General features: G+C 66.7%; 17 protein-coding genes and 3 pseudogenes. 6 read left to right on the plus strand and 14 right to left on the minus strand.

Features of this window, described 5'->3' with window-relative positions; all coding sequences use genetic code 11:
• Positions 1–7: 7 nt before the first annotated feature.
• On the plus strand, positions 8–988 hold the full coding sequence (locus ACFQJD_RS03500; RefSeq protein WP_379796185.1) for a glutathione S-transferase family protein: 981 nt from the start codon (positions 8–10) through the stop codon (positions 986–988).
• Here the strand turns inward: ACFQJD_RS03500 and ACFQJD_RS03505 are convergent.
• The 4 genes from ACFQJD_RS03505 to aspS all read right to left on the minus strand — a co-directional run bounded on the left by ACFQJD_RS03505 (position 973) and on the right by aspS (position 4,700).
• Positions 973–1,395 carry a CBS domain-containing protein gene (locus ACFQJD_RS03505; RefSeq protein WP_379796187.1) on the minus strand — a complete coding sequence of 141 codons (423 nt, stop codon included), beginning with the start codon at positions 1,393–1,395 and terminating at the stop codon, positions 973–975. The genes ACFQJD_RS03500 and ACFQJD_RS03505 overlap by 16 nt on opposite strands.
• A gap of 170 nt (positions 1,396–1,565) precedes the next feature.
• A complete protein-coding gene (locus tag ACFQJD_RS03510) occupies positions 1,566–2,315 on the minus strand; it encodes a 4-phosphopantoate--beta-alanine ligase (RefSeq protein ID WP_379796189.1) in 750 nt (249 codons plus the stop codon).
• 49 nt (positions 2,316–2,364) lie between these two features.
• Entirely contained in the window at positions 2,365–3,231 is an 867-nt protein-coding gene (locus tag ACFQJD_RS03515) for a pantoate kinase (RefSeq protein ID WP_379796191.1), read from the minus strand.
• 167 nt (positions 3,232–3,398) lie between these two features.
• Complete coding sequence (gene aspS, locus ACFQJD_RS03520) at positions 3,399–4,700, minus strand: aspartate--tRNA(Asn) ligase (RefSeq protein ID WP_379796193.1); 1,302 nt, start codon at positions 4,698–4,700, stop codon at positions 3,399–3,401.
• 127 nt (positions 4,701–4,827) lie between these two features.
• Here aspS and ACFQJD_RS03525 point away from each other — a divergent pair, with 127 nt between their 5' ends.
• Positions 4,828–5,016 carry a hypothetical protein gene (locus tag ACFQJD_RS03525; RefSeq protein WP_379796195.1) on the plus strand — a complete coding sequence of 63 codons (189 nt, stop codon included), beginning with the start codon at positions 4,828–4,830 and terminating at the stop codon, positions 5,014–5,016.
• Positions 5,017–5,042: 26 nt separating this feature from the next.
• Positions 5,043–5,564: a DUF4013 domain-containing protein gene (locus ACFQJD_RS03530; protein ID WP_379796197.1), complete on the plus strand. Its 522-nt coding sequence runs from the start codon at positions 5,043–5,045 to the stop codon at positions 5,562–5,564.
• 16 nt (positions 5,565–5,580) lie between these two features.
• Here the strand turns inward: ACFQJD_RS03530 and ACFQJD_RS03535 are convergent, their stop codons facing one another.
• The 5 genes and pseudogenes from ACFQJD_RS03535 to gatB all read right to left on the minus strand — a co-directional run bounded on the left by ACFQJD_RS03535 (position 5,581) and on the right by gatB (position 11,745).
• Complete coding sequence (locus tag ACFQJD_RS03535) at positions 5,581–6,291, minus strand: phosphoglycerol geranylgeranyltransferase (protein ID WP_379796199.1); 711 nt, start codon at positions 6,289–6,291, stop codon at positions 5,581–5,583.
• Positions 6,292–6,400: 109 nt separating this feature from the next.
• Positions 6,401–8,904: pseudogene (locus tag ACFQJD_RS03540) on the minus strand (DNA topoisomerase I).
• A 159-nt stretch (positions 8,905–9,063) separates the two neighbouring features.
• Positions 9,064–9,654 carry a phage tail protein gene (locus tag ACFQJD_RS03545; protein ID WP_379796201.1) on the minus strand — a complete coding sequence of 197 codons (591 nt, stop codon included), beginning with the start codon at positions 9,652–9,654 and terminating at the stop codon, positions 9,064–9,066.
• Positions 9,651–10,091, minus strand: coding sequence for a phage tail protein (locus ACFQJD_RS03550; RefSeq protein WP_379796203.1), 441 nt, complete (start codon positions 10,089–10,091; stop codon positions 9,651–9,653). The genes ACFQJD_RS03545 and ACFQJD_RS03550 overlap by 4 nt, the downstream gene beginning before the upstream one ends.
• 167 nt (positions 10,092–10,258) lie before the next feature.
• Positions 10,259–11,745, minus strand: a pseudogene (gatB, locus tag ACFQJD_RS03555) (Asp-tRNA(Asn)/Glu-tRNA(Gln) amidotransferase subunit GatB).
• A gap of 192 nt (positions 11,746–11,937) precedes the next feature.
• On the opposite strand from gatB, the gene ACFQJD_RS03560 reads away from it, so the two are divergent.
• The 3 genes and pseudogenes from ACFQJD_RS03560 to ACFQJD_RS03570 all read left to right on the plus strand — a co-directional run bounded on the left by ACFQJD_RS03560 (position 11,938) and on the right by ACFQJD_RS03570 (position 16,677).
• Positions 11,938–12,225, plus strand: a complete 288-nt coding sequence (locus ACFQJD_RS03560) for a DUF7518 family protein (protein ID WP_379796205.1) — start codon at positions 11,938–11,940, stop codon at positions 12,223–12,225.
• Between the two features lie 24 nt (positions 12,226–12,249).
• Positions 12,250–15,833, plus strand: a pseudogene (smc, locus tag ACFQJD_RS03565) (chromosome segregation protein SMC).
• Positions 15,826–16,677, plus strand: a complete 852-nt coding sequence (locus ACFQJD_RS03570; RefSeq protein ID WP_379796207.1) for a segregation/condensation protein A — start codon at positions 15,826–15,828, stop codon at positions 16,675–16,677. The pseudogene smc and the gene ACFQJD_RS03570 overlap by 8 nt, the downstream one beginning before the upstream one ends.
• Positions 16,678–16,763: 86 nt before the next feature.
• On the opposite strand, the gene ACFQJD_RS03575 is transcribed toward ACFQJD_RS03570, so the two are convergent.
• The 5 genes from ACFQJD_RS03575 to ACFQJD_RS03595 all read right to left on the minus strand — a co-directional run bounded on the left by ACFQJD_RS03575 (position 16,764) and on the right by ACFQJD_RS03595 (position 20,153).
• Complete coding sequence (locus ACFQJD_RS03575; RefSeq protein ID WP_379796209.1) at positions 16,764–17,672, minus strand: AEC family transporter; 909 nt, start codon at positions 17,670–17,672, stop codon at positions 16,764–16,766.
• On the minus strand, positions 17,672–18,229 hold the full coding sequence (locus ACFQJD_RS03580) for an HD domain-containing protein (RefSeq protein WP_379800375.1): 558 nt from the start codon (positions 18,227–18,229) through the stop codon (positions 17,672–17,674). The genes ACFQJD_RS03575 and ACFQJD_RS03580 overlap by 1 nt, the downstream gene beginning before the upstream one ends.
• 37 nt (positions 18,230–18,266) lie before the next feature.
• Positions 18,267–18,962 (minus strand): phosphoribosyltransferase, encoded by a 696-nt coding sequence (locus tag ACFQJD_RS03585; RefSeq protein ID WP_379796211.1) that lies wholly within the window; start codon positions 18,960–18,962, stop codon positions 18,267–18,269.
• Positions 18,963–19,521: 559 nt separating this feature from the next.
• Positions 19,522–19,926 carry a helix-turn-helix domain-containing protein gene (locus tag ACFQJD_RS03590; protein ID WP_379796213.1) on the minus strand — a complete coding sequence of 135 codons (405 nt, stop codon included), beginning with the start codon at positions 19,924–19,926 and terminating at the stop codon, positions 19,522–19,524.
• A 53-nt stretch (positions 19,927–19,979) separates the two neighbouring features.
• Complete coding sequence (locus tag ACFQJD_RS03595) at positions 19,980–20,153, minus strand: hypothetical protein (protein WP_379796215.1); 174 nt, start codon at positions 20,151–20,153, stop codon at positions 19,980–19,982.
• Positions 20,154–20,268: the final 115 nt, after the last annotated feature.

The following is a 20,268-nucleotide window of genomic DNA, read 5'->3' on the forward strand; positions in this document are numbered from 1 at the left end:
GACGAACATGCTCGTAGACGGCGAGTGGCGCATCGACGTCGACCCGTCGACGGACGAGTCCGGCGAGTTCCAGCGACAGGAGACGGCGTTTCGCGACCGGATACGCGACGACCCGGACGCCGAGTTCCCCGCCGAAGCCGGTCGCTACCACCTCTACATCTGCCGGGCCTGTCCGTGGGCCCACCGGACCGCGCTGACGCGGGCGCTGAAAGGCCTCGACGACGCCATCTCGCTGTCGCTCGTCCAGCCCGAACGCTACGACCAGGGCTGGGAGTTCTCCGCGGAACAGCCCGACCCGCTCTACGGCGACCCGTACCTCCGGGACATCTATCGCCGGGCCGATCCCGACTACACCGGCCGCGTCACCGTGCCCGTCCTCTGGGACACGGAGCGCGAGACCATCGTCAACAACGAGTCCGAGGAGATCATGCGGATGCTCGACACCGAGTTCGACCGCCACGCGACGCGGGACGTGGACCTCTACCCCGAGGGCTACCGCGACGAGGTCGACCGCGTCATCGACGACATCTACGACCCGATCAACAACGGCGTCTACCGCGCCGGCTTCGCCGGGTCACAGGAGGCGTACGACCGGGCGGTCGAGGAGCTCTTCGACGCGCTCGACCACTGGGAGGCGATACTCGCGGATCAGCGCTACCTCGCGGGCGACGTCCTCACGGAGGCGGACCTCGCCATGTTCGCGACGCTGGTCCGCTTCGACCACGTCTACCACACCCACTTCAAATGTAACCGCCGCGCGATCCACGAGTATCCGAACCTCTGGAACTACACGAAGGAACTGTACCAGTTGCCGGGCGTCGAGCGGACGGTCAACGTCGACCACATCGTCCGGCACTACTACCGGAGCCACGCCGAACTGAATCCGAAGCGGCTGGTCCCGATCGGACCGGACGTCGACTTCACCGGGCCCCACGACCGGGACCGGCTACCCGGCGGACCGCCGCCGGCGCTTCAGGACGGCGAGTAGCCCGGCGACTGCGCCTCGATGACGGTTGCGACGTCCTCGAGTTCCTCGCCCACGGTTGCCACGAGGTCGTCGAGCGTCGCGATCCCCACGAGTTCGCCGTCGTCGACGACCGGGATTCGGCGGACGCGTTCCTCGGCCATCTCTTCGGGAAGCGCGAGGGGGTCCGCGTCCGCGGACACCGTCGCCGGGTCCTCCGACATCACGTCGGCGGCGGCCAACTCGGTGATGTCGCCGTGCTCGGCGACGGCGAGCGCGATGTCCCGGTCCGTTACGATGCCGACCGGCCGGTCGTCCTTCACGATGACGACGTCGCCGACTTCCTCTGTCGACATCAACTCAGCGACGTCGCCGATCGGGACTTCTGGCGGTGCTGTTATCGGGTCGACTGCGAGGCTGCTCACTGACATCCCACTCTGGGAGTCGCCGCCGACCGGGAAAAGTTGCTACCCGAGCGACTGAGGCCGGGACGCCCGTCCGGACGGCGCTCCCCGCCGGGCACGTCCCTCTCCGTCGCGGTCGCGCTCCGCCAGTGTCCCCGCCGACTCCGGACTGCCCCGACCGAACGGGCGCTCTCGGATCAGTCGAGTACGCCGCTGCGGATGGCGTACTCGGCCGCCTCTCGCGCCTCGTCGGGGTCGAACGCGGCGGCGATCTCCCGCAGTTCCGCCTCGTCCGCGTCTTCGAGAGCGCGCGCGTGGGCGGTGATGTTCGGGATCGCCCGGACGATGTTGTCGACGACGGGGACGGCCGCCGTCCGTGCCGACCGGGAGAGCGGGTTCAGGTCGACGACGATCTCGATCTTCCCGATGGCGGAGAGCGCCTCCGCTCGGTCGCCGTCCTCCAGCGGGACGAGAACCACGTCGGCGTCGGCGATGCCGTCCGCGTCGACCTTCGCGCGGTCGTGTTCGAGGCCGGGAATCCGGGCGTCGGCGGTCAGCCCTTTGACCGCCTCGGCCCCGTGTTCGTGGAGGTGATCGACGATGGCTTGCATCCGCTCTTCCGTCCGGTGGAAGATGTTCACCTCGACGTCCGCGCCGGTGACTTCGGCGAGTTCGACGATCTCGCCGGGGACGAGCGCCGCGACGTTCCCGTTCACCGCGAGGACGGGGTGATCGGCCAGACGGAGGTGTGCGGCGGCGGCCCGTTCGGCGGCGTCGGCGCTCTCGATGGTCCGTTCGCCGAGGAGGTAGTCGAACGCCTCGCCGCGCCCCTCGGCGATGAGGCCCTGCTTGCTGGTGATTCCCTTCTCGACGCCCGCCTCGATGCGGTGTCGGGTCACCAGCGAGTCGCGCCGAGGGTGCTCGTCCGGAATCTCCACGTTCGCCATACCGGCCGCAGGGTGGCCACAGGTAAAACCGTCCCGTCTCGACTCGCCGCTACTCCAGCGTCGCGCCCGCCGTGTGGGTCCGGCAGGCCGTCGCCTCGTAGCCCGCGTTCGAGAGCCCCGTCCCGAGGGCGAACACCGTCTCGCCGAGCATCGCCATCGACGCCTCGCCGCCCGCTTCCGTCACGTCCGCGATGGTCGACTCGACGCGGTCGGTCAGGAGTCCCGCCTCGCGGGCGAACCGCCGGGCGTCGACCATGAACTGCGACAGCGTGGGTCGGGCGACGAGTCGGGAGAGGGCGTCCTCGCCGGCGGCCGAGAGGCGGTCGGTGTCGCCCGAGAGGACTTCCTCCGTCGAGAGGCTCCCGAGGCTGAGATACTCGACGCGGGCCGTCGTCGGGATGCCGTCGAGTTCGCCGTACGCCGGCGCGCCGGGTTCGAGACGGATGGGGATGCCACCACGCGCCTGCGCGACCACGTCGCCGAGTCCCGTCCCCGCCGCCACCTCGGCGCGGTGTGCGATCGTTATCAGCGAGTTCTCGGAGTAGTCCCGGTCGAAGGCGGCGTTCACCGCGATCGCGGTGCCGAGCGCCATCGCCCCCGAGACGCCGAACCCCGTTCCCACCGGCAGGTCGCTCTCGGCGCGCACCTGCGCGTCGACGTCCATCGCGTCGAGGACGCGCGTGACCGGCGGCATCTCGCACACCTCGCCGTCGAGCGTGATCCGTCGATCCCCGGATTCGACGGTGACGCGGACGCCGTCCGAGAGCGTCAGGCCCGCGCCGCGCGACCCGGCGACCGCGGGGTCGTCGGCCGGGTGTGCGCTGAAAAAGCCCGTGACGTGACCGGGAACGAACGCCGTCGCCTCGTCTCGCCTCCTCGCCGACTCGCGCTCCCGCTCGGACCCCTCGGCTGTCATTGCCAGTACGAGAACGAGACGGCGTTAATCCTTGTCGGATTCGTTCGGGGGTGAAAACGGCTGCGTTCCGACGTGCTCCCGCTCGTCGGCGTGGCGCTACGGAGAGAGCCGCTGGCGATCCGGCGAGACTCGCGTCGCTCGTCTCGCTGGCTCCCAGAGACTTCGCCCTACGGGCTCAGTCTCTGGCGATCTCGCGGGAACAACACCGCTTCGCGGATGTTCGGCAGATCGAGCATCGTCATGACGACGCGCTCGACGCCGTAGGCCCACCCGGCGTGTGGCGGCATCCCGTATTTGAACATCTTCGTGTAATACTCGAACTGGTCTGGGTCGAGCCCCTGCTGTTCGAAGCCGGTGACGAGTTCGTCGTAGCGGTGTTCGCGCTGGCCGCCGGAGACGAGTTCCATCCGCGGATGCATCAGGTCGAACCCCTTCGAGAGGTCCGGGTCGTCGTCGTAGTCCTGAATGTAGAACGGCTTGATTTCCGAGGGCCAGTCGGTGATGAAGTAGTGGCCGCCGATATCGTCGCCGAGGGCCTTCTCGGCCTCCGTCGACAGGTCGTCGCCCCAGACCAGCTGCTCGTCGAGTTCGCCCGTGGCGTTGACGCGTTCGATGGCCTCCTCGTAGGTGAGACGCGGGAAGTCGCCGTCGGGCGTCTCGAACTCCTCGTAGCCGAGGCGGTCGAGCTGCTCCTGGCAGTTCTCGGCGACGCCCTCGTAGGCAGCCTTCAGCGTCCCCTCGCAGACGTCCATCGCCTCGTTGTGGTCGATGAACGAGGATTCGAAGTCGATCATCGTCGCCTCGTTGAGGTGACGCGGCGTGTTGTGCTCCTCCGCGCGGAAGATGGGGCCGACCTCGAAGATGCGCTCCAGTCCGCTCCCGACCATCAGCTGCTTGAACAACTGCGGCGACTGGTTCATGAACGCCTCCTGTCCGAAGTAGGTGATTGGGAACAGCTCGGTGCCGCCTTCCGTCCCCGTGGCGACGATCTTCGGCGTGTTGATCTCGGTACAGCCGACCGACCGGAAGTAGTCGCGGACGGCGCGGAGAATCTCGGCACGGATCTCGAAGATGGCCTTCACCTCGGGCTTTCGCAGGTCCAGCGTCCGGTTGTCGAGGCGCGTCGGCAGTTCCGCCTCGACTTTCCCGCTCGGGTCGAGCGGGAGTTCGGGGTCGGCTTCCGCGAGGACGTCCACCGAGTCGGGCACGAGTTCGACGTCCGTCGGTGCGCGGGGCTCCTCTTCGACGCGCCCCGTCACCGAGACGACGCTCTCGCGGTGGACGCCGAGTCCCGTCTCGACGAGGTCGTCGTCCATCTCGTCTTTCTCGAATTTGATCTGTAGCTTACCGGTCTTGTCCCGGAGGATGAGAAACGCGATGCCGCCGAGGTCCCGAATCTCGTGGACCCACCCGGCGACGGTCACCGTCTCGCCGGGATCGGCGTCGGCCGTATAGGTTCGGTTCTGCATAGGGCGTTGTTCCCGGTGATGGCCCTTAAACGGACCCGTTTTGCTCGCTCCGTCGGTCACGCGCTCCTCGTCGTCGGGCGGTCGGCGTACGTTTAAGTACGATACCGGGACCATCTCGGATCGACGCATGATAGCCGACATCGACACGGCGATTCGAGACGTGACACGGGCCGACGACTGGCCGGACGTAGCTCTCGTCGGGACGCTGCTCGCGGCGACGACGGCGCTCGTCCTCCCGGCGGTGCTGCTGGCGGGCTACGCGGTACGCGTGCTCCGCGCCGACACCGACGATCCGACCCCGGATTCGACGACGTAGAGGCGCTGGCGACTGACGGCGTTCGCGTGACCGGTATCCTCGTCGCCTACTACGTGCCCGTGATCGCCGCCGTCGGCGTCGGGCGAAGCCTCGTCGGGGTGCGTCCGGTCGGCGGCGGGTTCCTCCTCTCGGCGGCGTCGCGTCCGTCGCTCGTCCTCAACTCGTTTCTCGATCTGCTCTCGTCCGCGCCCGTCGTCGCAGCGTTCGTCGCCGCGGCCGTCCTCTCACCGGTCTGTGCGTATCTCTCCACCGTCGCCACGACGCGATACGCCCTGCAGGACGAACTCGGGGCCGCGTTCGACGTCTCGGCGGTCTGGGAGACGGCGGCCGACGCGACGACGGTTCGCCACTGGCTCGCGGCGGCGTTCGTCGCCTTCGCGTCGTCTCTCGTCGCCGCGGCGGCGAGCACGCTCCCCGTCGTCGGCCCGTTCGCCGGTGCGTTCGTGACGTTCTACGGTCTGACGGCGGCGCTCTCGCTGTGGGGTCGGGAACGCCGGGCGGTGTCCGTCGAGCGGTCGAACGCACCCCGCCCGGCCGCGCAGGCGTGACGACGCTCCCCGCGAATCACTCGCCGTGGGCGTCTTTGACGCCGTCGACGGTCGCTGCGACGGCGTCGACGCCCTCATCGTGGAGGAGGTCGCCGACGACGACGGTGTCGGAGTGTTGGCCCATCTCGTAGGCGCTCTCGTAGTCGTGGACGCCGCCGCCGTAGAAGAGCGTCGCCTCGTCGAGGGCGTCGCGGGCCGCCCGCACCTTCTCGGGATCGCCGAGCGTCCCCGAATATTCGATGTAGACGATCTCCTGGCCGAACATCCGCTCGGCGACGGCGGCGTAGGCGGCGACGTCCTCGGCGGTCTGGTCGCAGTCGGCGTCGGTGTACTCCGCGACCGACGCGTCCGGGTTGAGGACGATGTACGCCTCGGTGTGGGTCCGTGCCCAGTCCATCCCGTCTTCGATGCGGACCCACTCCTTGTGCGCGCCGGTGATCCAGAAGCTATCGCTGGCGTTGAACACCGTTGGGATGAGATAGCCGTCGAGGGCGTCCGAGTCGATGACGACGGCCGGGTTCGACGGCTCCTGATACAGCGGCGTGTCGTATTTGGCGCAGGCGTCGACGACGGCCGACATCTTCTCTCTGGTCATCCCCGTCGTGCCCCCGATCTCGATGGCGTCGGTGCCGGTGGCACACACGTCCTCGAACGTCTCGCCCTCGACGAGGTCTTTGTCGGGATCGACTTTGAGGAGGTGGTCCCACTCGTCCCACGGTCCAGTCATTGCGGTGATCTACTTCGGGGTGTTATTAAAATTCGACGTTCGGCCTTTTGCGCGGCGAGCGAGACTACGTGGACGTCTGCGCCGGCCGAGAGCGACAGAAGGTCGTCGTTCAGTCGGCGTTCGCCTGCCAACCCCGGACCGTGTCGGGACCGACGCCGTCGAGTTCGTCCGCGAGGGCGTCCGGTTCGGCGTCCTTGAGGCTCGCGACGTCCTCGACGCCGGCGGCTTTCAGTTTCTCGGCCGTCTTCTCGCCGATGCCGTCGACCGCCTTTAGCTCGGACCCGTTCTGTCGGGCCTGGTACTCCCGGTAGTTACAGATGGGACAGCCGAGTTCCCAGGGTTCCCGGTCGCCGTCCTCGTACGTGATGCGGAGGTGGGGCAGACCGTGCTCGTCGCACGTCTCGTCGGTCACGTCGACGTCGCCCCGGCGCGGAAGGGGAGCGAGTACTCGCAGTCGGGATAGCGCGTACAGCCGATGAGCCGCGACCCGGAGCGCAGGCGTTTGATGGCGAGTTCGCCGCCGTGCTCTTTCCCACACTCGGGACAGGAGCCGATGATTTCGTCCTCCTCGGCCTCGGCCGCTTCGGCCTTGCAGAGCGGACAGCCGTGAACGAACGTCTTGCGCCCGGCGAGCATCTTGACGTGAGCGAGGCCGTGTTCCTCGCAGGTCTCTTCGAGGAGGATCGGCTTGCCCGTCGAGGGGAGCGGGAGCGTGTACGTGCAGTCGGGGTAGCTGTCACAGCCGATGAAATACGAGCCGTGGCGGCTCTGCCGGACGACGAGGTCGCTGCCACAGTCGGGGCACGGACCGACGGTCTTGTCCGCCTTCAGCGACTTCTGGAGGTGGTCGCCGAGTTCCTCGCGGGACTCCATCAGCCGCTCGAAGACGGCGTCGAGCATCTCGCGGGACTCGTTGGTCACGTCGTCGAGGCTCTTCTCGCCGCGGGCGATGGCCTGCATGTCCGCCTCCAGTTGGGCGGTCATCTCCTCGCTCACGACGCGGTCGGCGAACTCCTCGGCCGCCTCGACGACGCCGCGGGCGAGTCGCGTCGGCTTCGGCGGGTCGCCCTCGATGTAGCCGCGGTCGTAGAGCTTCTGAATGACGTCGTGGCGGGTAGCTTTGGTGCCGATGCCCATCTGCTCCATCGTCTCGATGAGCCGCGACTGGCCGTATCGGCGGGGCGGCTGGGTCTCCTTCTCTTCGATTTCGGTGTCGGTCACCGCGAGTTCCTCGCCCTCCTCGACGTCGGGGACGAAGTTCTCGCTCGCGCTGAGATACGGATAGACGGCGTGGTAACCGGGTTCGAGGAGGCGCTTGCCGTTGGCTTTCAGCGACAGCCCCGCCGCGTCGACGACGACGCGCAGGTGTTCCCACGTCGCCGACGGGGCGACGGTGGCGAAAAAGCGCCGGACGACGAGTTCGTACACTTCCCACTCGTCGTCCGAGAGGTCGCTCGCGCCGGGGAGTTCGTTCGTCGGATGGATCGGCGGGTGGTCGGTCGTCTCCTCGTCGCCTTCGGTCGGGTCGATGTCGTCCTGGTCGAGCAACGACTCGGCGTCGTCGCCGAACTTCCGGGCGTCGGCGAACGCGCCGAGCAACTCGCGCGGGTCGAGGTCCTCGGGGTAGACGGTGTTGTCCGTCCGCGGGTAGGTGATGTACCCCGCGGTGTAGAGGTCCTCGGCGATGCTCATGGCGCGCTGTGCGGAGTAGCCGATGCCGCCGGCCGCGCGGATGAACTGCGTGGTGTTGAACGGTGCGGGCGGGTCGTCCGTGCGGGTGCGTCGGCGGACCGATTCGACCGTCGCCGTCGACGCCGATCTGAGCGTTTCGTACGCCTCCGTGGCGGCGTCGTCGTTCCAGACGCGTTCGGCTTCGTTGTCGTCCTCGTCCAAGTAGAAATACTGCGCCTCGAACGAGTCGGCCCCTTTCTCCAGGTCGGCGAACAGTTCCCAGTACGTCTGGGGGTCGAACGCCTCGATTTCGCGTTCGCGGTCCACGAGGAGTTTCAGCGTCGGTCCCTGCACTCGACCGACGCTGATGAAGTCGTCGCCGAGTTGGCGCGCCGACAGCGAGAGGAACCGCGTGAGCGCGGCCCCCCACACCAGATCGACGATCTGTCGCGCCTCGCCCGCCGCCGCGAGGTCGAAGTCGAGCTCGTCGGGGTTCTCGAACGCCTCGGTCACCTCGCGGTCGGTGATGGAGGAGAAGCGCACCCGGTCGACGGGGACGTCCTCGTTCACGTCGCGGACGAGTTCGTAGGCTTCCTTGCCGATGAGTTCGCCCTCGCGGTCGTAGTCGGTGGCGATGACGACGCGCGAGGCGTTTCGCGCGAGGCGGCGAAGCGCGGCGACGATGTTCTCCTGTGTCGGACGTTTCTCTACGGGAGCGTCGATGAGTTCGACGGGTTCGACGTCGCGCCAGTCGGAGTATTCGGACGGGAAGTCGACGCCGACGACGTGGCCTGAGAGGCCGATACAGCGCTTGCCGCCCCACTTATAGACGTTCACGCCGTTGATGCGGTCGGATTCGGCGGACTCGCCGCTCAGGATGTCCGCGATGCGCCGTGCGGCGTTGTCCTTCTCGGTGACGATCAACTCGGGGCCGCGACTCATTAGGGCCTCGTACGCCGAGGACTCGCCTAAAGCTTTCGCGCCCGAAATCGGCGGAGTGGGATACTGTGCGTGGCGTTCCCACGCACGATTTCGAGCGACGTTGCTCGTTCGCCGCGGCATTTATCCGGTCGGCGACGGCGGGACGGCGGCCAGCCGCGATCAGTCGAACTCCGTCGCCGGCGGATCGCGCGTCGCGAAGCCGACGTCCGCGTTCGGTTCCATCGACGCGTCGCGCGCGGTGGCCGTCGCCGCGTCGAGACCGTCGTGTGCCAACTCCAGTTTCTCCATCGCGACGCCCGGATCGTCGGCTCGCAGGTTCGGGCCGGTCCACTCCACCGGAGTCGCCGACGGACAGACCCATCCGACGGCCGCGTCACCCGCGTCGTCTACGAGATAGACGCTGACGGTTCGCGGCTCGACGCCCCCTCCGACCCAGCCCTGCAGCCAGTCCCACAGCACCGGGTCGCCCGTGACGCCGCGCCGCAGTTCCAGGTTCGGCGAGGTCGTTTCGCGCCTCCGCCCGGCCGGACCGCGGTCGACGAGACGATCCAACAGCCCTCCCGTTCGGTTCCACCACCCTCCGCTGTCGGACTCCGTGGTCGACCCGTCCCGTCGGTCGTCGACCGACACTTCGAGGCCTCGGACTTCGGTGAACCCCAACTCGGGGAGTCCGTCGACGTCGACCACGAATCGGTGGCGCTGGCAGGGCCTCCGGGCCCCCAGATCGTCGGGCACGTCCGATTCGCTCATTGGACGCGTTCGAACCCCTCGGTGACGATTTCGAGGGTTTCGAGGGCGACGCCCTTCCCGGTGGCGTCGAGGCGCGGGGCTCCGTAGCGGGCGGGCCAGGCGTCGCGGAACTCCCAGCGCGCTCCCGGCTGTCCCTCCTCGTCGAGGACGACGACGGCGACGGGACGGCGTGCCTCTCCGAGTTTGCCCTGCTCGACGAGCCGATGCCACTCGTACAGTCCCGTTCCGTCGGCGACGCCGCCTTTCAACACGAGCGGACCGTAGTCGGTCGATCCGGCCAACTTCCTGTTCGTCGGTCGACCGTCGTTGCCCTCGCGGTATTCGACTACGTCGGTCCGCGCCGAGGGGAGGCAGCAGACGCTGAAGCCGCCCCGGGCCACCCCGTCGATCTCGAGGAGGAATCGCGTGTTTCGGAGGGGACCGTGTCTGTCGGGCATCGCTACTCGCCCTCCGGCCCCCGCGTGTGCCGGGCCCCGCTGTACTCCGGTCGTTCGGCGTCGATCGCGTGAATAGACAACACGAGGCGTGGAATGCGCCTAACAGGTTAAAATACTGACGTATGTGCACCCATCTCCGCGTTCGGGCGGCCGCTCTGCGTGCGAGCCTACTCGAGCCGTTCGCGGAGCAGTTGGTTCACGGTCCCTGGGTCGGCGCTCCCGCCCGTCTTCCCCATCACCTGGCCGACGAGGTAGTTGAGTGCGCCCTCCTCGCCTTCGTGGTAGTCCTCGACGGCCTCGGGGTTCTCCTCGATGGCTTCCTCGACGGCCCCTTCGACTTCGCCGGCCGCCGCTTTCCCGAGCCCTTCGCGTTCGATGACGGTGTCGGGGTCGTCGCCCTCGTCGAGCATCTCGCGGAGGACGACTTCCTCAGCGTTCTTGACGGTGATGTCCCCGGCGGCGACGAGTTCGACGAGGCGTTTGAACTCGTCGAGTCGGCCGGAGACGTCCGTGATCTCCATTCCGCGGTAGTTGAGTTCGCCGAGGAGGTTGTCGGCGACCCACGTCGCGGCGAGGTCGGGGTCGAACTCGGCGGCGACGTCCTCGAAGAAATCCGCGACTTCCTTCGTCGACGTGAGCTTCGAGGCGGCTTCGGCGTCGAGGCCGTACTCCTCGCGGAAGCGTTCGCGCCGGGCGTCCGGCAGTTCGGGAATGGGAACGCGCTCTTTCCAGTCGGCCACCTGCAGCGGCGGCAGGTCGGCCTCGCGGAAGTAGCGGTAATCTTTCTCCTCCTCTTTCGACCGCATCGAGACGGTGATTCCCCGGCTTTCGTCCCAGTGGCGCGTCTCCTGTTCGACGCCCCGGCCGCGCTCGACGGCGTTTTTCTGCCGGGTCACCTCGTAGGCGAGGGCCTTCTCCGCGCCCTTGTGGCTGGAGATGTTTTTCACCTCGGTTCGGTTCGCCGCTTCCAGGGCGTCCGTCGGGATGGTGCCGTCCGCTCGCGCCTCCTCCGAGGGGACCAGCGAGATGTTGGCGTCGACGCGGAGGCTGCCGTCGCGGGTGGAGTCGAAGACGCCCAGATACTCGAGGACCTCTTCGAGTTTGGCGAGGAACTGCCGCACCTCCGCCGGGCCCCGGAAGTCGGGAGCCGTGACGATCTCCATCAGCGGCGTCCCCGCGCGGTTGTAGTTGACGAGGGTGTAGTCGGCGGTGTCGATCCCCCGCCCTCGTGCTGGAGGCTCCCCGGATCCTCTTCGAGGTGGGCGCGCTGGATGCCGACGTCGCGCCGGTCGCCCTCCACGGCGATCTCGAGCGTCCCGTCCGAACAGATGGGCGCGTCGTACTGCGTGATCTGGAAGTTCTTCGGCAGGTCGGGGTAGTAGTAGTTCTTCCGGTGGAATCGGGTCTCTTCGGCCACGTCGGCGTCGAGCGCCTTGCCGATCTTGACCGCCGCCTCGACGGCCGCCTCGTTGAGCACCGGCAGCGCGCCCGGGAGGCCGAGGCAGACGGGACAGGTCCGGGTGTTCGGTTCCTCGTCGTCGGCCGCCTCCGTCGAACACCCGCAGAATATCTTCGTCGCCGTCTCGAGCTGGACGTGGACCTCGAGCCCGATGACGACGGTGAGATCCCGCTGTTCGAGCGCCTGAGCAGTCATCGGGCGGATTTCGACGGCGGGCGGCTAAAGGCTAACGGGACAGGTCTTCGTCGTCCTGGTCTCCGTCCGTGCGTCAGTCGCTGTCGCGGCCGGCCACTCATCGCCCCAACACGCCCGAGAACCGCCGAAATGATACGCAGTATGGTGGTTGTCTGACGTAGCTTTATACGTCCGGCGACACCGTATGTGTGCATGAGCAACAGGGTGGAGGAGCTCGAATCCCAGGTTGCGGAACTGCAGGCCGCCGTCGACGGCCTCACCGAAGAACTCGTCGAGACGCGAGAGCGCCTTCGTCGACTCGAATCCGAACACGACGTCGAGGTGACACGGAGCCCCGAACCGCGGAGCGACGACGCCGAATCGACGGAGACGACGGCCGAGGAACCGGCGACGGAGACGGAAACCGAAGCCGACATCCCCGCCGACGAGCAAGCCGAAGACGACGGAGAGTCCGACGGCAACGACATCATCGTCGCCTGACCGGGCTGCTCCCCGCGAGCACCCATGCACATAAAAGAGCTCGTCCTCGACAACTTCAAGAGCTTCGGCCGGAAGACGCGCATTCCCTTCTACGAGGACTTCACCGTCGTCACCGGGCCGAACGGGTCGGGAAAGAGCAACATCATCGACGGCGTCCTGTTCGCCCTCGGCCTCGCACGCACCCGCGGCATCCGCGCCGAGAAACTCACCGACCTCATCTACAACCCCGGCTACGACGAGGGCGACGGGGGAAATCCGGTCCCCGGGAAGCGAGTGTCGCCGTCGTCCTCGACAACGAGGACGGCACGCTCTCGCGGTCACAGGTCGTCAACGCCGCCGGCACCGAAGACGTCGGCGACGTCGACGAGATCACGGTCAAGCGCCGCGTCAAGGAGACCGAGGACAACTACTACTCGTACTACTACCTCAACGGCCGATCGGTCAACCTCTCGGACATCCGGGATCTGCTCGCGCAGGCGGGCGTCACGCCCGAAGGCTACAACGTCGTCATGCAGGGCGACGTGACCGAGATCATCAACATGTCGTCCCAGCAGCGCCGGGGCATCCTCGACGAGATCGCCGGCGTCGCCGAGTTCGACGCCAAGAAAGAGGACGCCTTCGAGGAATTAGAGACGGTTCAAGAGCGCATCGACGAGGCGGACCTGCGCATCGAGGAGAAGGAAGACCGCCTCGCCCAGCTCGCGGACGAACGCGAGACGGCCCTCGAGTACCAGTCGCTCCGCGAGGAGAAAGCGGAGTACGAGGGCTACCTCAAGGCGTCCGAACTCGAAGACAAACGCGCCGACCTCGAACGCACGGAGGCGAAACTGGCGGCCAAAGAGGAGGAGCTGGCGGACCGCCAGCCGGAACTCGACGAACGGCAGGGCCGCGTGACGCGCCTCGAAGCCGAACTCGACGACCTCACCCGCGAGATCGAGCGCAAGGGCGAGGACGAGCAACTCCGGATCAAACGCGAGATCGAGGAGATCAAAGGCGAGATCACCCGGCTGGAGACGGCCGTCGAAAACGAACGCGAGAAGATCGAAGACGCCGAATCCGATCGCCGGCAGGCGTTCGTCGACCTCGACCGGAAAAACGAGCAGATCGACGACTACGAGGACGAGATCCGCTCGGTGAAAGTCGAGAAAGCCTCGCTCAAACGCGACGTCGCGGAGAAAGAGGACGACCTCGCTGCGGTCGAAGAAGAGATCGACAGCGTCGACGCCGCCTACGACGAACTGAAAGCGACCCTCGCGGACCGCAAGGAGCGCCTGGAGGAGCTCAAAACGGAGAAAAACGACCTCCAACGCGAGAAAGACCGCCTCCTCGACGAGGCGCGCCGCCGGTCGAACCGCATCAGCGAGGCCCGCGAACAGCTGGAGGACGCAAACGAGCGCGTCCCCGAACTGAAAGCGGAACTGTCGGACCTCCACAGCGAACTCGACAAGGCCGAGAAGAACCGCGAGAAGATCCAGTCGGCCATCGACGACCTGAAAGCCGAGAAACGGGACCTCCAGTCTGACCTCGACGAACTCGAAGACGACCTGCGAGCGAAACAGAACGAGTACGCCGAACTGGAGGCTCGCGCCGACAGCGACGGCGACGACTCCTACCCGCGCCCGGTGACGGCCATCCTGAACGCCGGCATGTCGGGCGTCCACGGCACGGTGGGGCAGTTGGGCGGCGTCGACTCCGAGTACGCCACCGCCTGCGAGACGGCGGCCGGCGGCCGACTCGCCCACGTCGTCGTCGACGACGACGGCGTCGGCTCCTCGTGTATCGACTATCTCAAATCGCGCAACGTCGGCCGGGCTACCTTCCTGCCGATCACGAAGATGGACGACCGCGGCCTGCCGCGCAAGCCCTCCCATCCGGGCGTCGTCGACTTCGCGCGCAACCTCGTAGAGTACGACTCGGAGTACGAGGCGGTGTTCTCGTACGTCCTCGGATCGACGCTCGTCGTCGAGGACATGTCCACGGCCCGCGAGCTGATGGGCGACTACCGCCTCGTCACCCTCGACGGCGATCTCGTCGAGAAAAGCGGTGCGATGACCGGCGGGAGCGGCGGCGGGTCGCGCTACTCCTTCTCGAAGTCCGGCAAGGGCCGCATCGAGCGACTGGCCGAGGAGATAACGGAGCTGGAGGACGAACGGCGTCGCCTCCGCGAGGAGATGCGCGACGTCGAGGAGCGCCTGGACGACGCTCGCGACCGGAAGTCGGCGGCGACTGACCGGGTCCGATCCGTCGAGTCCGACGTCGAGGAGACCCAGTCGGAACTTGACGACGCCGAGGCGGAAATCGAGGAGCTGGAGACGACGATCGACGACTTGGAGGACGAACGCGAGGATGTCGACGAGGAGATGTCCGCCCTCGATTCCGACATCGCCGACTGCGAGGCGGAGATCGAGGCGGTCGAGGCGGAGATCGAGGAAGTCGAATCCGACCTCGCGGATTCGAAGGTGCCGGAACTCACCGACCGCAAGGAGGAGATCGAGGCCGACATCGACGACCTCGAAGACCGGATGGACGACCTGGACGGCCGCCTCAACGAACTCCAGTTGGAGAAACAGTACGCCGAGGAGGCGGTCGACGACCTCCACGAGCGGGTCGAGACGGCACAGAACCGCAAGGCGGAAGCCCGAGAGCGAGTCGAGGAGCTGGAGGCCGAAATCGACGACCAGGAAACGCTCCTCGACGAGAAACGCGAGGCCGTCTCGGAACTCGAAGCGGAGTTGGCCGACCTCAAGGCGGAGCGCGAGGCGCTCCAGTCGGATCTCCGGGAAGCAAAGGAGGCGCGAAACGAACAGCAGGACCGCGTCGCGGCGGTCGAGTCCACGGTCGAGACCCTCCGGGACACCAAAGAACGGCTGGCGTGGGAGATCGACGAACTCGAGAGCGAGGTCGGCGAGTACGACCCCGAGGAGATCCCGGACCACGACGAGGTCGAACGCAACGTCGAGCGCCTCGAATCGGAGATGGAGGCGCTCGAACCCGTCAACATGCTCGCCATCGACGAGTACGACGACGTCCAGGACCAGCTCGACGACCTGCAGGAACGGCGTGACGTCCTCGTCGAGGAACGCGACGGCATCCAGGAGCGCATCGAACGGTACGAATCACAGAAAAAGGAGACGTTCATGGAGGCGTTCGACGCCATCGACGCCCACTTCCGGGACATCTTCGAACGCCTCTCGGCGGGGTCGGGCGAACTCCACCTCGAAAACGAGGCCGATCCCTTCGACGGCGGCCTGACGATGAAGGCCCAGCCCGGTGACAAGCCGGTTCAGCGCCTCGACGCGATGAGCGGCGGCGAGAAGTCGCTGACGGCGCTCGCGTTCATCTTCGCCATCCAGCGCCACAACCCCGCGCCGTTCTACGCGCTGGACGAGGTGGACGCCTTCCTCGACGCCGCGAACGCCGAACGCGTCGGCGAGATGGTCGACGACCTCGCGGGCCGGGCGCAGTTCGTCGTCGTCTCGCACCGGTCGGCGCTGCTGGAACGCTCCGAACGCGCCATCGGCGTCACGATGCAGGGCGACAACGTCAGCGCCGTCACGGGGATCCAGTTGGGCGACGACGCCGCCGCGGAGGTGAGCGCCGGTGACTGACGACGTTGCCGAGGACGCCTCCGACGACCCGATACCCGAGGTCCCCGCCGAGACGGACGACGACGAAGTCGAGCCGGTCGAACTCCTCGTCTCGGCCGCCAAAGACGGCGACATCGATCCGTGGGACATCGACATCGTCGACGTGACCGACGCCTTCCTCGCGCGACTGGACTCGACGGACCTGCGGACCTCCGGCCGGGCGCTCTTCTACGCGAGCGTCCTCCTGCGGATGAAAAGCGACGCCCTCCTCTCGGACGACGAACCGGCGGAAGCGGAGCCGGAACCGTGGGAAGTGGCGATGGAGGGCGGCGACCCCGAGATGCCGGACCACGACCCGATGGACGCCCTCGACGCGGAACTCGACCGACGACTCGACCGCAAACACGCCCGCGGGTCGCCCGAGACGCTGGACGAACTCGTGCACGAACTCCGCGAGGCCGAACGCGGGTCGTGGTGGAAGGAGTCGCGTTCGTACGACACCTCCGAGTCGCCGGAGGGCTTCTCGCGGGGGACGCAGACGCTCGATTACCGCTCTGCGGACGACGTTCGCGAGGGCGGCGAACCCACGGAGTCGGACGTGACGGGCGCGACCCACGCCGAGGACATCGAGGCGGTCATCGACGACGTGCAGGCGACGCTGCGGACGCAGTACGACCACGGCCGCGAGGAAGTGCTGTTCGCCGAGGTGCGCGAGGCCGGCGGGACGCCCGTCACGACGTTTCTCGCCCTGCTCTTTCTCGCCCACCGCGGCGCGGTCCGACTCCAGCAGGACGGCGTGTTCGGCGACCTGTGGATTCGCGACCCGGCGGCCCCGGCCGCCGGCGACGAAGCCGTCGCGGACTGACTACAGGAGCAGTCCGGATTCGAGGGCGGCGATGAGCAGCGTCAACGACGGGATGCTCACCAGCGTCGTCGTCAGGACGGCCGTACTCACGTACTCGGCAACGGTGACGCCGGACCCCCTTCGCCCGGCGACCCGTCGCTCGCGGCGACGCCGACGCGGGTGCTCCCGCCGAACTCGAGGAGGAGCAACAGGGGCGTGATGGCGGCTGGCGTCGCACACTCCAGGACGAACGTGCGCGCGACGGTCTGATTCTCGAAGCCGACCAGGAGGGCGATGCCGACGCCGACGAGCGGGGCGACGGCCATCTTCAGGACGTTGACGACGCCGACGCGGGCGAAGGCGGCCGTGTAGTCCGTCTCGGCGAGCTGGACGCCGAGAATGATGAGCATCAGCGGAATCGACGCGTCGCCGACGAGTTTGAGCGTCACCATCGCGGTCCCTCCGGTGGGCGGGACGACGCCCGCCCACCGGGCGACGAGCGCGGCGACGACGGCGTAGACGAGCGGGACCTTTATCATCTGTTTCGTGTTGGCGAGGGCGCTTCCGCCGCCGCTTCGCGAAGCGATGTAGACGCCGACGGTGTAGGTGAGGACGGCCTGAACGGTCAGAAAGAGGACGGCCGTGCTCCGCCCGACGTCGCCGAAGGCGAACTCCGAGAGCGGGATGCCGTAGTTGCCCGAGTTGGGGAACGTGCTCACGAGGACGAGGGCGCTCAGGACGGGTTCGGATTCGCCGAGGATGCGCCCGACGACTTCGGTGAGGACGAGCATCCCGACGATGTAGGCGGCGGTCGCCACGCCGACGCGGACGAGCGTCGACTGGGCGAGCGTCGCGGTGGCGATGCTGTGAAAGATCAGTGCCGGGAGGAGCAGATACACCGTGACGACGTTGAGCGGGTCGATGTCGACGTCCTTGACGCGCCCGAGGACGACGCCCGCACCCGCCATGGCGATGATGGGGAAGATGGCCGTCAGAAAGATGTCGAGCAGCGCCATCAGTCGTCTCTCACGGTTTCGTATCGGCGGCGTATCTCCTCGAACAACTCCTCGCCGACGTCGGTCCGGAGTCGCGGTTCGGCCGTGGCGAAAAACTCGTCGAGGCGGTCGTAGGCCTCGAACGCCTCGCCATCGGCGGCGTCGTAGCGCCCCTCGCGTTCGTAGTAGAGCGCCTGCAGACACATCTCCACGAGATCCATATCCTTGACGAACCGCGCTTCGGGCGTCTCGCGGGCCTCGTACTCCTCCCAGAGCGTGCGTACCTCCTCGCCGGCGTCGAGCGTCGCCGTCAGGTCGGCCATCGCCTCGCGCTCGCGCCGGGCTTTCTCCGCGGCGGGCATCGTCTCGGCCGCCGGATCGGCGCGGGTGGGGACGTCGCCCACTTCGGCTTCGGCCACGTCGTGGACGACGGCGAGGCGGAGCGCTCGGTCCGCGTCGACGCCCGCGCGACCCGCAAAGCAGAGACAGAGGTAGCTCACGCCCCAGGCGTGGGCGGCGACGGACTCGGGATCGTCGACGCCGCGGAGTTGCCACCCGGTTCGGCGCTCGTCTTTCATGGCGAACGCCGAGAGCAACGCGTCGAGGTCGGACACGCTACACCAGACGCCACGCGCCCCCGGCGGCCGTCTCCTCGGCGACGTTCCGGCGCACCATCTCGGTTAGCACTTCGTCGAGTCGGTTCGGCTGGGCGATCTCCATCTCGATGCGCTCGACGTCGTGGTATTTGCTGAGATAGTGGCGGACGTCGTCGCGCTCGAACGCCTCCTCGTCGGCGCGTTCCATCACGCCCTCGACGAGGTCGACCATGTCCTCGAGGAAGTTCCACGGGTAGACCACCCACGTCCACTCCTCGAGGCGCTCGCCGACGTAGTCGGGTTCGAAGTCGCTCGTCCCGAGCAACTGGAGGGTCGCCGTCCGCACCTCGCCCGCCTCGCGGTCGGTGACGTACTCGTCGGCGCGGCGGATCGACCCGCCGGTGTCGGCGATGTCGTCGATGATGAGGACGTCCTTGCCCTTCACGCTCCCCTCGGGCATCGGATAGCGGACTTCGGGCTCTCCCGCCTTCTGGGCGGTCCCCACGTAATGTTCCATCTTGAGACTCGTCAGGTCGTCGAGACCGAGGAAGTCACAGGCGCACCGTCCGGCGAACCAGCCACCGCGCGCGAGGGCGACGACGACGTCCGGTTCGAACTCGGCCGCCTTCACGTCGTCGCTCACGTCCCGACAGAGACTGTAGATGTACTCCCAGTTCGTGATCGTACAGTTGAAATCGTCCGGGAGGTCGCTCATGGCTTCGACTCGCACCGGGGGACATATAAGGATTTACGGGCGTAACGCGACTGTGTTTGCTCTGATCTCGGTCCCGGTTCTCTCCGTTGCGACCACGATTCGCAAGTTCGGGTGACTTTCAGGGGGATCGATCCCGTCGTGGGTTTTCTCCCGCTGCGACATCATCACGCCGCGGATGCCCTTTTTCGAGACGCTGTTTCAATCCCGTGCTGGGTTTTCTCCTCGCCGCGACGCCAGTCGGCCGGCTACCAGACGTCCTCGGCGGCTGTGTTTCAATCCCGTGCTGGGTTTTCTCCTCGCCGCGACGCTTCGGCCGAGCAATCGCGGCCCGCATCCCGTACGGTTTCAATCCCGTGCTGGGTTTTCTCCCCGTCGCAACAATATGCAGATACAGGGACAGAGTTTGACGAGATAAGTTTCAATCCCGTGCTGGGTTTTCTCCCCGTCGCAACCGGGGGTGAAAATCCGGCGACAAGCCCTATAATCTTTGCTACGGAAGTGAAATCACGACCGTCGTTCGTGGAGGGGGCTGTACACCTAATTCAAAAAGGTCAATGAATCATTCGACAAGTAATCGACCAGTCAAGGTAGGCCGAACGTGCTTGACCTTCCCCTCACGCCAACTTTCGAGGGCTCCACTCGAAACCAGCTCCTCAATGTGACGGGTGATAGTGCTTTTCGAGGCGTCCAACTGTTCTGCGAGCTCCGGGAGTGTTGTTTCATCGGCAGCAACTACTACGGCGAGTGTATCCCGAACAGAAGAGGAAACAGCTGTGGTCAGTCGTGGGAGTCTCCATTCCTCGACGGAGCCATCGAGATCACTGAAGAAAAGAACGCTGTCGATCTTTTCCAGACGTGCCAATACAGCCACGGTAAACGGCAAAAGAATATCTCGCGCTCCACCACCGAGACTTACTACTCGGTCCTCTTCAGCAGCATCGATATAATCTCTGCAGGCGAGCACACCGTGCTCGAACGATCGAGGAACCTCTTCGACGGCTAATGCAACCTCTGGTTCTATTTCCTGAAGTAGTCCCTCGACATCGTCAATCGCTTCAGCTGCGCGGGCATTCTCAGAACCTGCAGGCCGAAGTAGGACGACCTGATCTCCTCCTCGACGCCGCGGCTCAGGATGACCGGACGAGTCACGCTTGTGCTATTGTATCCGATCGGCGCGATGTAGGTCCGCACAGCGCGAATGTGACATGCTACCGCCAAAACTATACCGTTGCATAGAAGTAAAATCGTCTTGCTTCCATTCCAATTTTCTAAATTATGTTACAGGACAAAATTTTAGTGTGCAGTC

This window comes from Haloplanus sp. GCM10025708 (assembly GCF_042663985.1).
In the GTDB taxonomy this organism is placed as follows: Archaea; Halobacteriota; Halobacteria; order Halobacteriales; family Haloferacaceae; genus Salinirarus; species Salinirarus marinus.

Coding starts and splice junctions, on each gene's coding strand:
- ACFQJD_RS03550 (WP_379796203.1), bottom strand. CDS start 10,091: ATGCCCGACAGACACGGTCCCCTCCGAAACACGCGATTCCTCCTCGAG.
- ACFQJD_RS03585 (WP_379796211.1), bottom strand. CDS start 18,962: ATGAGCGACCTCCCGGACGATTTCAACTGTACGATCACGAACTGGGAG.
- ACFQJD_RS03580 (WP_379800375.1), bottom strand. CDS start 18,229: ATGAAAGACGAGCGCCGAACCGGGTGGCAACTCCGCGGCGTCGACGAT.
- ACFQJD_RS03560 (WP_379796205.1), top strand. CDS start 11,938: ATGAGCAACAGGGTGGAGGAGCTCGAATCCCAGGTTGCGGAACTGCAG.
- ACFQJD_RS03535 (WP_379796199.1), bottom strand. CDS start 6,291: ATGACTGGACCGTGGGACGAGTGGGACCACCTCCTCAAAGTCGATCCC.
- ACFQJD_RS03510 (WP_379796189.1), bottom strand. CDS start 2,315: ATGGCGAACGTGGAGATTCCGGACGAGCACCCTCGGCGCGACTCGCTG.
- ACFQJD_RS03505 (WP_379796187.1), bottom strand. CDS start 1,395: ATGTCAGTGAGCAGCCTCGCAGTCGACCCGATAACAGCACCGCCAGAA.
- ACFQJD_RS03575 (WP_379796209.1), bottom strand. CDS start 17,672: ATGGCGCTGCTCGACATCTTTCTGACGGCCATCTTCCCCATCATCGCC.
- aspS (WP_379796193.1), bottom strand. CDS start 4,700: ATGCAGAACCGAACCTATACGGCCGACGCCGATCCCGGCGAGACGGTG.
- ACFQJD_RS03515 (WP_379796191.1), bottom strand. CDS start 3,231: ATGACAGCCGAGGGGTCCGAGCGGGAGCGCGAGTCGGCGAGGAGGCGA.
- ACFQJD_RS03545 (WP_379796201.1), bottom strand. CDS start 9,654: ATGAGCGAATCGGACGTGCCCGACGATCTGGGGGCCCGGAGGCCCTGC.
- ACFQJD_RS03525 (WP_379796195.1), top strand. CDS start 4,828: ATGATAGCCGACATCGACACGGCGATTCGAGACGTGACACGGGCCGAC.
- ACFQJD_RS03500 (WP_379796185.1), top strand. CDS start 8: ATGCTCGTAGACGGCGAGTGGCGCATCGACGTCGACCCGTCGACGGAC.